Annotated in this window: 10 protein-coding genes and 2 pseudogenes; 7 read left to right on the top strand and 5 right to left on the bottom strand. The window is 64.9% G+C overall.

Features of this window, described 5'->3' with window-relative positions:
* Positions 1-178 precede the first annotated feature (178 nt).
* Positions 179-577: a RidA family protein gene (locus tag ACUSIJ_RS17070; protein ID WP_449309619.1), complete on the top strand. Its 399-nt coding sequence runs from the start codon at positions 179-181 to the stop codon at positions 575-577.
* Between the two features lie 155 nt (positions 578-732).
* Here the strand turns inward: ACUSIJ_RS17070 and ACUSIJ_RS17065 are convergent, their stop codons facing one another.
* Positions 733-1023: a helix-turn-helix domain-containing protein gene (locus ACUSIJ_RS17065; RefSeq protein WP_449309618.1), complete on the bottom strand. Its 291-nt coding sequence runs from the start codon at positions 1021-1023 to the stop codon at positions 733-735.
* 235 nt (positions 1024-1258) lie between these two features.
* Positions 1259-1990: a hypothetical protein gene (locus ACUSIJ_RS17060; RefSeq protein WP_449309617.1), complete on the bottom strand. Its 732-nt coding sequence runs from the start codon at positions 1988-1990 to the stop codon at positions 1259-1261.
* Between the two features lie 130 nt (positions 1991-2120).
* Here ACUSIJ_RS17060 and ACUSIJ_RS17055 point away from each other — a divergent pair, with 130 nt between their 5' ends.
* Together ACUSIJ_RS17055 and ACUSIJ_RS17050 are read left to right on the top strand one after the other, a co-directional pair.
* Positions 2121-2552, top strand: a complete 432-nt coding sequence (locus ACUSIJ_RS17055) for a nuclear transport factor 2 family protein (RefSeq protein WP_449309616.1) — start codon at positions 2121-2123, stop codon at positions 2550-2552.
* 138 nt (positions 2553-2690) lie between these two features.
* On the top strand, positions 2691-3449 hold the full coding sequence (locus tag ACUSIJ_RS17050) for an SDR family oxidoreductase (RefSeq protein ID WP_449309615.1): 759 nt from the start codon (positions 2691-2693) through the stop codon (positions 3447-3449).
* 54 nt (positions 3450-3503) lie between these two features.
* On the opposite strand, the gene ACUSIJ_RS17045 is transcribed toward ACUSIJ_RS17050, so the two are convergent.
* Both ACUSIJ_RS17045 and ada read right to left on the bottom strand, forming a co-directional pair.
* Positions 3504-4229 (bottom strand): 2OG-Fe(II) oxygenase, encoded by a 726-nt coding sequence (locus ACUSIJ_RS17045; protein ID WP_449309614.1) that lies wholly within the window; start codon positions 4227-4229, stop codon positions 3504-3506.
* Complete coding sequence (ada, locus tag ACUSIJ_RS17040; protein ID WP_449309613.1) at positions 4226-5296, bottom strand: bifunctional DNA-binding transcriptional regulator/O6-methylguanine-DNA methyltransferase Ada; 1071 nt, start codon at positions 5294-5296, stop codon at positions 4226-4228. Before ada ends, ACUSIJ_RS17045 begins: the two co-directional genes overlap by 4 nt.
* 152 nt (positions 5297-5448) lie before the next feature.
* Between ada and ACUSIJ_RS17035 the strand changes: the two are divergent.
* Both ACUSIJ_RS17035 and ACUSIJ_RS17030 read left to right on the top strand, forming a co-directional pair.
* Positions 5449-5705: pseudogene (locus ACUSIJ_RS17035) on the top strand (type II toxin-antitoxin system Phd/YefM family antitoxin).
* Positions 5702-6084, top strand: a pseudogene (locus tag ACUSIJ_RS17030) (type II toxin-antitoxin system VapC family toxin). Before ACUSIJ_RS17035 ends, ACUSIJ_RS17030 begins: the two co-directional pseudogenes overlap by 4 nt.
* Before the next feature lie 9 nt (positions 6085-6093).
* Here ACUSIJ_RS17030 and ACUSIJ_RS17025 read toward each other — a convergent pair.
* Positions 6094-6432 carry a DUF3088 domain-containing protein gene (locus ACUSIJ_RS17025; RefSeq protein WP_449309612.1) on the bottom strand — a complete coding sequence of 113 codons (339 nt, stop codon included), beginning with the start codon at positions 6430-6432 and terminating at the stop codon, positions 6094-6096.
* Between the two features lie 183 nt (positions 6433-6615).
* Here ACUSIJ_RS17025 and ACUSIJ_RS17020 point away from each other — a divergent pair, with 183 nt between their 5' ends.
* Both ACUSIJ_RS17020 and ACUSIJ_RS17015 read left to right on the top strand, forming a co-directional pair.
* The gene (locus ACUSIJ_RS17020) at positions 6616-7632 is read left to right on the top strand and encodes an MsnO8 family LLM class oxidoreductase (protein ID WP_449309611.1); all 1017 of its coding nucleotides are present in this window, start codon (positions 6616-6618) and stop codon (positions 7630-7632) included.
* A gap of 29 nt (positions 7633-7661) precedes the next feature.
* On the top strand, positions 7662-8990 hold the full coding sequence (locus tag ACUSIJ_RS17015; protein WP_449309610.1) for an LLM class flavin-dependent oxidoreductase: 1329 nt from the start codon (positions 7662-7664) through the stop codon (positions 8988-8990).
* The last annotated feature ends 8 nt before the right edge of the window (positions 8991-8998 follow it).

Genomic DNA, 8998 nt, shown 5'->3' with positions numbered 1-8998 from the left:
TTTCGTGCCATCGCTCACCTTTCATTTCAGATACGCAACGTATCCAGGTTGACATACGCTGCGTATATACCTATTTCACATACGCGGCGTATATAAAATTGCGTCGCATATGTGCAATCCTGCCCGCGATGCCGCAACCGGTTTCGCGCGGGACGGTGGTATATGAAAGGACCACGACATGGCGCAACGCGATGCTGTCTTCCCCGCAAATCGCCACGCTCTTTACGAGGCGCATGGCTATTCCGCCGCAATCCGGTCCGGCGATCTGTTGTTCGTTTCCGGCCAGGTCGGCAGCCGTTCCGATGGCTCGCCGGAACCGGACTTTGCCGCGCAGGTCCGACTGGCCTTCGCCAATCTGAAGGCGACGCTCGCGGCAGGGGGGTGCACCTTCGACGACATCGTCGACGTCACGACTTTCCACACGGACCCTGAAAACCAGTTCGAAACCGTCATGGCCGTGAAGAACGAGATCTTCCCACAGGCACCCTATCCGAACTGGACCGCGATCGGCGTCAACTGGCTCGCCGGCTTCGACTTCGAAATCAAGGTCATCGCCCGCATTCCTGGCGATACTTGACCTGCCGCGGTCCGGGGTGGTTTTCTACAGACGGGTCGGCTCCGCGGAGTTCGAGCACGGTCGCGTGCATCTGGCGCGTTTGACGCTGACGATCAATGCACGCGAACCGGAACGGCCGGTCAATGGATCGGTCGGGGCGCCTCGCTGTCACGCATCTATTCCGGAGGGTCGTCGATGCTCGGCGCAACGATGATCGGCCTTGGCCTGCGTCCATACTGCCGCGGCGCACAGCCCATGACCCGCTTGAACGCCGTGCTGAAGGCGCCCTCGGATTCATAGCCGAGCGACGGCGCGATCACCGCAATCGTCCCGCCCGAATTCTCCAGCCTGTCGCATGCATGTCGCATGCAAATCCGGCGCGTGATAGGAGCATCTGTTGCACTTGCACTGAACGGGGCAGCTTTGGCGCGACTGGAGAACGTCGGGAAGGCCGTCTCGGGTTTCATTGAAGTCTTGTCATAAGCCGATCAATGACCGCCCAATCCCGCATCACGGACATTCCGGTCCGAACAATGCCGCAGCTTCCGGAGCGGCAGCTTTTGGGACAGCATCCTTCGGTCACTGAATGACAACTCAGGACCCCAGCGCACCAGCGGGAGGGCCGCAGCAGCGACGATGCGTTTCCGCCACAGGGCGTGCTGTGCCCGTTCCAGACCTTCATCATGGTTGGCTTCTTCTTGTTCAGGTTGCCTCAACGGGCTCTAAGTCCGGTACGAAATGGTCGAAGAGCATGTCGGCGGCTTCCCGTGCCGCCTCCGGTGCGGTGATCAGGAGATGGACCGCGTCGTCGGCGACCGACAGGTCGAAGCGCAGAAAGGCGCAGCATTCCTGCTCCTTGCGCACCATCTCGCGCATGTCGTCCGCCGCTTCCGGTTCGTAGAGGAGATGGAGCGTCAGCGGGGAGCGCATGAACTTCTTCAGATGCCGCTCGGCGATGCCTCTGATCCAGACGGCGCGGCTCTTGAAGTCCTCCGTCTGGAGCGTGCAGGCAATTGCCTCCTCCGCTGCTTCATTTTCATTCGTTTGCGTGGAAGAAGATGCGCACCCGCAGGAGGACGCAGGCAAGCATGCCGGGGGTCGACGGCGCCGCATCGCATGCCAGGCAAACGCCCCGACCCCGGCGGCGATAGCCATACCCGCCGGGACATAGGCCGTTCCGCTCGCCCCAGCGAACATGCCAAGGCCGGCGCCTCCGAGGATGAGTGCTGCGGTCATGGGTTTCATGGTCGATGCTCCGCTCTTGATCGATCGATGGCCACAGGCTACTTCCTCCAGTAACTCGAGGAGCAAGAGCCAAGGCGACACGCAAGGGCGAAGGTCCGCGACCCGACCATCGGCGAACTGGCCCCTTCGTGCCGCGCTCGCCGATGATCGGAGGGGGTGAAATGGCTTCATCGGCCCCATGTTGGCCATATCCGCATCGCCCACTGTCGAGTGACATCGGGCCGGGTGGCACGGGGAGCCCGAAGGGGCCGTTGGCCTCTCTGTCGAACGCCGTCAAACCGGCCCGACAAGCCCAGACCACATTCGGAGGGAACGCCTGATGGATAAAGCCGTAAGAAAGCTGTTCGAGCGATATGAGAGCTTTTTCAGGCAGTCTCTGGAGGGGGAGGTGGACATGGATGAGGCCGCATCGTTGTATGCCTCGGACTTCATCGCCGCTTCGCCTGCCGGGGTCATGTCCGGGAAGAACGACGATCGGTTCAGGCAGGTCATGGTGCGAGGATATGCGCACTATCGGGCCATAGGCACCAAGGGGATGCGGCTTCGGCATGTCCGCGTCTCTCCGATAGACGAATGCCATTGTGTGGCTCATGTCGCCTGGACGGCGACATATGCCCGCAAGGACCTGCCCGAGACGGCGATAGATTTTGATGTTCACTACCTCGTCCAGATTCTGGACGGCGAAGCGAAGGTCTTCGGCTGGGTATCAGGCGACGAGCAGGCGCTTCTGAAGCAGCACGGTATCGTCTGACTACAGCTTCAGGGGAATGTCCCTCGCGCGGCAAGCGGCGGCACGGGGCGACGGTTTCTTTCGAAGGCAAGGAACAGGAGGCCGCTCGGCCCGCCCGACGCTAGACAGCCATGATCCAATGTTCAGAGGAGACGGATCATGGAACTGAAAGGCAAATCGATCATCGTTACAGGGGCGAGCAGCGGCATCGGCGCGGCAGCGGCCGTCCGGTTCGCCGCCGAGGGCGCCAGGGTGATGCTTGGAGCGCGCCGGTCGGCGGAACTCGAAACTCTTGCGGCGTCGATCAATCGGGGCAATGGCCGGGCCGTCTGTCTCGCGGGCGATGTGAAGGACGAAGGCTATGCCGGAGCGCTTGTCGATCGCGCGTTGAGGGAGTTCGGCGCGCTGGACGGCGCCTTCAACAATGCCGGCATCGTCGGAGAGATGGGGCCTGTCCCGGACATGGAACCCGACAACTGGCACGATGTCATCGCGGTCAATCTGACGGCCGCCTTCTGGGCCGCGAAGGCGCAGATCCCGGCGATGCAAAAGCGGGGGCAGGGCGCAATCGTGTTCACATCGTCCTTTGTCGGCTTCAGCAACGGCGGCATGCCGGGAATGGGGGCCTATGCGGCGTCCAAGGCGGGCCTGATCGGGCTCGTCCGGTCGCTGGCGTCGGATCATGCGGCAGAGGGCATTCGCGTCAACGCGCTGCTGCCGGGCGGCACCATCACGCCGGCCGGGGGCGAAGGCAACCCGCAGGTGCTGGACTTCATTGCCGGCCTGCATCCGATGAAACGGATGGCGACAGCCGACGAGATCGCGCAAGTCGCCCTCTTTCTCCTGTCCGATCGCGCGAGCTTCGTGACGGGAACCCCTATGCTGGCCGACGGCGGCATATCGGCCCGGCTGACGTAGTATCGCACCGACGTCGCACAGGGACAGCCGCCATCCCCCATCTGGCGGCGGTCCCTACCTCGCATCATGGAAAATGATCCCCAGCGTATGCCGTTGACCGGTTCGAACCGTGCTGACGCCGTGACGCATGTTGACGCGGTAGTCGCCGTGGGTGCCGCGTACCGGGCGGTGGTGAACGGCGAAGGCGACGGCATCGCCCTGGCGCAGCGGCACGACCTCAGCGCGGCTCTGCATCCGGGGGCGCTGTTCGGTGAGAACGAATTCCCCGCCGGTGAAGTCGCGTCCCGGCTCGGACAGCAGAAAGGCGATCTGCAGGGGGAAGGCCAGATCGCCATAGAGGTCCTGATGCAGGCAGTTGAAGTCGCCGGGTCCGTATTGCAGCAGCAGCGGCGTCGGGCGGGTCTGGCCCGCCGCGTGGCATTGCCGCAGGAAGGCGTCGAGCGTATCGGGATAGCGGGTGTCGACCTCCATGCGCGCATTCCAGCCGTTCGCGACCGTCGCCAGATGCGGATAGAGCCCTGTCCGCAGGTCCGCGATCAGATCCGGCAGGGGATATTTGAAATAGCGGTATTCGCCCTTGCCGAAACCGTGCCGCGCCATGTGGATATGGCTGCGGAAATAATCCTCATGCGGGTAGAGCGCGGCGAGATCGCGGCTCTCGGCCGGCGTCAGGATGCCGGGCAGAACCGCGCAGCCACGCGCATCCAGTTCCGTCGCGAAGGCCGCCCAATCGAAGCGCGTCAGACGGTCTTGCGGGCTCATGATGTCTGCCGCACTCATGCCTGCGCCTCCTTGTCCAGCAGGGCGCGCTTGCGCGGCACGCCCCAGCGATAGCCCGACAGGTCGCCGTCGGTGCGCACGACCCGGTGGCAGGGAATGGCGACCGCGATCGCGTTCGCGGCGCAGGCCCCCGCGACTGCCCGAACCGCGCGGGGGGCGCCGATCCGGCGGGCGATCTCGCTGTAGCTGGCGGTCTGGCCCGCGGGTATGTCGCGCAGGGCCTGCCAGACGCGCGTTTGAAACGCCGTCCCGCGGATGTCGAGCGGCAGGTCGAGCCCTATGCGGGGCGCTTCGACGAAACCCACGACCCTTGCGACCAGGCCCGCGAAATCCGGATCGTCGCCCGTCAGCCGGGCCTGGGGAAAGCGGTCCTGCAAGTCGCGCACCAGGGCATCGGGATCGTCGCCGAGGCTGATCGCGCAGATGCCCCTGTCGCTTCGTGCGACCAGGATTGCACCGAGCGAGCATTGCCCCACCGCGAAGCGGATATCGGCGTCCTTGCCACCGTTCCTGTAGGCCGACGGCGTCATGCCCAGCATGTCGGGAGACTGATCGTAGAACCGGCTGCTGGCGTTGAAGCCGGCGGCGTAGATCGCATCGGTGACGCTGGAGGCCGCAGGCAGCTCTTCCCGCACCCGCTTGGCCCGGTGTGCCGCCGCATAGGCACGGGGCGTCAGCCCGGTGATCGCCTTGAACTGGCGGTGGAAGTAATGGGGGCTCATGCCGGCGCGCGCTGCCAGATCGTCGAGGCGCGGCACGTCGTCGGCCTCGTCGATGATGCGGCAGATTTCGGCGACGATGGCCGCATTCGCTTGCGCTGACGACAGGCCCCTGGGATTGCAGCGCAGGCAGGGCCGGAAGCCGGCGGCTTCGGCATCCTCGGGCGTATCGTAAAAGGTCACGTTCCGCGGCTTCGCGGCGCGCGAAGGGCAGGAGGGGCGGCAATAGGCGCCCGACGTCTTCACGGCATAGACGAAATCGCCGTCGCTCGCCGGATCGCGGGCGAGGACGCTTTGCCAGCGCGGATCGCGTTCGGTTTCGGTTGCCCGTTCCATCACCAGTTCCATTGGTTGTCTCCTTCTATCAAATCTGCCGTGAGGTTAAGAGTTTCAACCACCCCGTCTCATCCCGCCGCTTGCTTTCAAATCCCTGCCCTGGCATTGAAATGGACCATTAAACGGTCTAATTGCATGGGCTCATCCGAACCAGGGGCTCGTTCATGCGGATATCCGTGACCGAAGCGAAAGGACAACTGACCGAACTGGTACGACGCGCCGAAGCGGGGGATGAAATTATCCTGATCCGTCATGGCCATGCCGCCGTCCGGCTGGTTCCGGTCAAGCCGGCAGTCGACGCGAAATCTCGCAGAGCCTTGCTCGATGCGGTCCGCGCTTCTGCCGCCACGAAGGCTGCCGCCAGGCCGGGCGCGCCGCGCAGCCAGGATTTCTGTATGATGAGGATGGCCTTCCCGGCTGATCGCCGTCGATACCTCCCCGCTGATGGCGATCGTTCTGAACGAGCCGCAAGCGGATGCCTGCGCCGCTGTTCTCGAAGCCGAGGATCGCCTGCTGATCTCCGCCGGCACGGTTGCCGAAGCGCTGATCGTCGCCCGGCGCCGCAATGTGGGCGAAGAGGTGGGGCAGTCGATCGGCGGGCTCGGCTTCGAGATCGTCAGCGTCACGCCCGCATCCGCGCGGCGCATCGCCGAGGCCTATGAGGCATGGGGAAAGGGCATTCACCCGGCTCGCTGAATGTCGGGGATTGCTTTGCCTACGCGGTGGCGAAGGAGCACGGCTGCCGCTTGCTGTACGTCGGGGCGGATTTCGCCCGGACCGATGTCGACAGCGCTCGCTGACGGCCGCGGTCAGTGCAGTTGCGGGAAGCCATGGCGTTCGGCCAGGAGGGCGACAATGCGGATGGTGTTGCTGATGAAACGGATGCCGTTGTGTTCGCGGGCATCGGCCGGCGGATTGTCGCCGAAGACGAAGGCGGGCAACGACTGGTTGTCCTCGCCCAGCAACGCGATCACCTCGGCGCGGGGGCGGGGGAAATCGACCCGGGCGACGTCGATGCCTGCCGCCAGCGCGGGAAAAGCCGCCAGCAATCCCTCGATCTTATTGCAGTAGGGACACACGAAAACCGCGCCCGGCCTGTTGGGATCCGTGAAGCCGGGTTTGATCAGGAAAAGCTTGTCCTTGACCATTCTTCATCCTCGATGATCGTTGTTGTGAGAAGCGTTGCCGGCAGCGCCGGGCGTTGAAGCCGGACGAGCGGGAAAAAACCCGCTTGAACCTATACAAACTCTATAGATATAATTTCAACGTTGCAGCGCAATTTTCCCACCGGATCGACGCGCCATTCCTGAATTCGGAAAGACACCACCCTGATGACCTACACGCTGAGTCTTTTGGACAAAAGTCCGTTGCAGAAGGGAGAGACGGCGGTCGAGGCGCTGGCCCGCACCGTCGCGCTCGCCCGCAAGGCCGAAGAGCTCGGCTACCGGCGGTTCTGGGTGGCGGAACACCACAACAGCGAGGATCTCGCCAGCCCCTCGCCGGAACTGCTGGCTGCCTATCTCCTCGCGCATACTGCGCACATCCGTGTCGGCACGGGCGGCGTGATGCTGCAGCACTACAGCGCCTACAAGGTGGTGGAGAACTTCAAGCTGCTGTCGTCGCTGGCGCCGGGACGCATCGATCTCGGTGTCGGCAAGGCGCCCGGCGGCCTGCCGCTGTCCACACGGGCGCTGCAGTGGGGCTACGATCCGGCTGGCAAGCCCGGTTTTGCCGAGCAGATCGCCCAGATCGACGCCTTTCTTAGTGGCGGTTTCGAGACGCCGCATCCGCTGGCGGGCGTGAAGGCGACGCCGGAGATCGCCGGGCAACCCGAACGATTCCTGCTCGGCGCGAGCGCGGACAGCGCGCGGCTTGCGGGCAGCCACGGCTGGGGCTTCGTCTATGCCGCGCATCTCAACGGCGATGCCGCGCATCTCGCAAAATCCCTCGACGCCTATCGCGCTGCCGGCGGCGAGACGCCTCTCATCGCGCTTGCCGCCATCGTGGCGGAAGACCCGGCCGATATCGCGCCCTATGTCGACGACAGAACCATCTTCAGGGTGACGCTGAACGACGGACGCAGCGTCAATGTCGGCTCGCGGGAAAAGGCCGAGAATTTCCTGCGCGAGGTCGGCGTCGACCAGGCGGACACGACGGCCTACACCGTCATCGAGAACAAGCCCATCACGCTCCACGGCACGCCGGATGCCGTGGGACGGGAGCTCGAGGCGCTCGGCGCCCGCTTCGGCGTGGAAGAATTCGTCATCGACCTGCCGATCGCGGCCGAGGCCGTGCGCTTCGGCACGGTCGAGCTGCTGGCGCGCCGGCGGCGGGCCGCGGCGGCCTGACGACATCTCGGAACAGGGAGCAAGCCGTCATGAGCGGAAAACCCATCACGTTCGGCATCATGCTGCAGGGGCCGGGCAGCCATCTCAATTCGTGGCGCCATCCCTCGGGTCCCGCCGATGCCAGCGTGAACTTCGATTTCTATGCATCGACGGCGCGCAAGGCCGAGGAGGCGGGCATCGCCTTCGCCTTCATCGCCGATGGCCTCTACATCAACGAGAAGTCGATCCCGCATTTCCTCAATCGCTTCGAGCCCGTCGCCCTGCTGTCGGCGCTCGCCGCCGTCACGAGCCGCATCGGGCTGGTGGGCACCATTTCCACGTCCTACAGCGATCCGTTCACCGTCGCGCGCCAGCTCGCCTCGATCGATCTCATCAGCGGCGGGCGCGCCGGCTGGAACGTGGTGACATCGCCGCTGGAGGGGAGCGCCGGCAACTACGGCCGCCCGCATCCGGAGCACGGCCTGCGCTACGAGATCGCCGACGAATATCTCGACGTCGTGAAGGGGCTGTGGGATTCGTGGGACGACGACGCCTTCGTCCGCGACCGCGAGACCGGCGTGTTCTTCGACAGGGCGAAGCTGCACACCCTCAACCATCGCGGCAGGCACTTCTCGGTGACGGGGCCGCTGAACATCGGCCGTTCCCGGCAGGGACAGCCGGTGGTCTTTCAGGCGGGATCGTCGGAATCCGGTATCCGCCTCGCCGGGCGGCACGCGGACGGGGTGTTCACCAACAACGTGTCGGCCGAGGAGAATGCCGCCTTCGCCGAGAAGGTGCGCGCCAGCGCCGTCGCCCACGGGCGCGATGCCGGCGATGTGAAAATCTTCCCCGGCGTCGGTCCGATCGTCGGCAGCACCGAGGAGGAGGCCGAGGCCAAGTACCGGGTGATCCGCGATCTCGTGTCCATCGACGAGGCGCTGGCCTATATCGGCCGTTTCTTCAGCCACCACGATTTCAGCGTCTATCCGCTGGACGAGCCGTTCCCGGACCTCGGCGATCTCGGCAAGAACGATTTCCGCTCCACCACCGATCGCATCAAGGAGAAGGCGAAGGAGAGCGGCGCGACGTTGCGCGAGATCGCGCTCGAGGTGGCGACGCCGCGCACGCCCTTCATCGGTTCCGCCGAGAAGGTGGCGGAAGAGATCATCCGCTGGGTCGATGCGGGGGCGGCGGACGGCTTCATCCTCGGGTTCCCGGTCATTGCCCAGGGCTTCGGCGACTTCGTCGACCATGTCATCCCGGTCCTGGAAAAGCGCGGACGCTACGACCGCGGGCAGATCGGGCACACCCTGCGCGACCATCTCGGTCTGCCGCGGCGCGAGAGCCGCTACGCCGCGCAGCCCGCCGCGGCCGAATGAGGGACAGG

It is taken from the genome of Pseudochelatococcus sp. B33 (assembly GCF_053570585.1).
Note: the sequence above shows the minus strand (reverse complement) of the source record. Positions and strands in the feature narration are given on the sequence as shown.

Excerpts from the sequence above, each read along its gene's own strand:
- ACUSIJ_RS17050 (WP_449309615.1), top strand. The coding sequence starts at position 2,691 with ATGGAACTGAAAGGCAAATCGATCATCGTTACAGGGGCGAGCAGCGGC.
- ada (WP_449309613.1), bottom strand. The coding sequence starts at position 5,296 with ATGGAACTGGTGATGGAACGGGCAACCGAAACCGAACGCGATCCGCGC.
- ACUSIJ_RS17060 (WP_449309617.1), bottom strand. The coding sequence starts at position 1,990 with ATGGCCAACATGGGGCCGATGAAGCCATTTCACCCCCTCCGATCATCG.
- ACUSIJ_RS17015 (WP_449309610.1), top strand. The coding sequence starts at position 7,662 with ATGAGCGGAAAACCCATCACGTTCGGCATCATGCTGCAGGGGCCGGGC.
- ACUSIJ_RS17065 (WP_449309618.1), bottom strand. The coding sequence starts at position 1,023 with ATGAAACCCGAGACGGCCTTCCCGACGTTCTCCAGTCGCGCCAAAGCT.
- ACUSIJ_RS17020 (WP_449309611.1), top strand. The coding sequence starts at position 6,616 with ATGACCTACACGCTGAGTCTTTTGGACAAAAGTCCGTTGCAGAAGGGA.
- ACUSIJ_RS17045 (WP_449309614.1), bottom strand. The coding sequence starts at position 4,229 with ATGAGTGCGGCAGACATCATGAGCCCGCAAGACCGTCTGACGCGCTTC.
- ACUSIJ_RS17025 (WP_449309612.1), bottom strand. The coding sequence starts at position 6,432 with ATGGTCAAGGACAAGCTTTTCCTGATCAAACCCGGCTTCACGGATCCC.
- ACUSIJ_RS17070 (WP_449309619.1), top strand. The coding sequence starts at position 179 with ATGGCGCAACGCGATGCTGTCTTCCCCGCAAATCGCCACGCTCTTTAC.
- ACUSIJ_RS17055 (WP_449309616.1), top strand. The coding sequence starts at position 2,121 with ATGGATAAAGCCGTAAGAAAGCTGTTCGAGCGATATGAGAGCTTTTTC.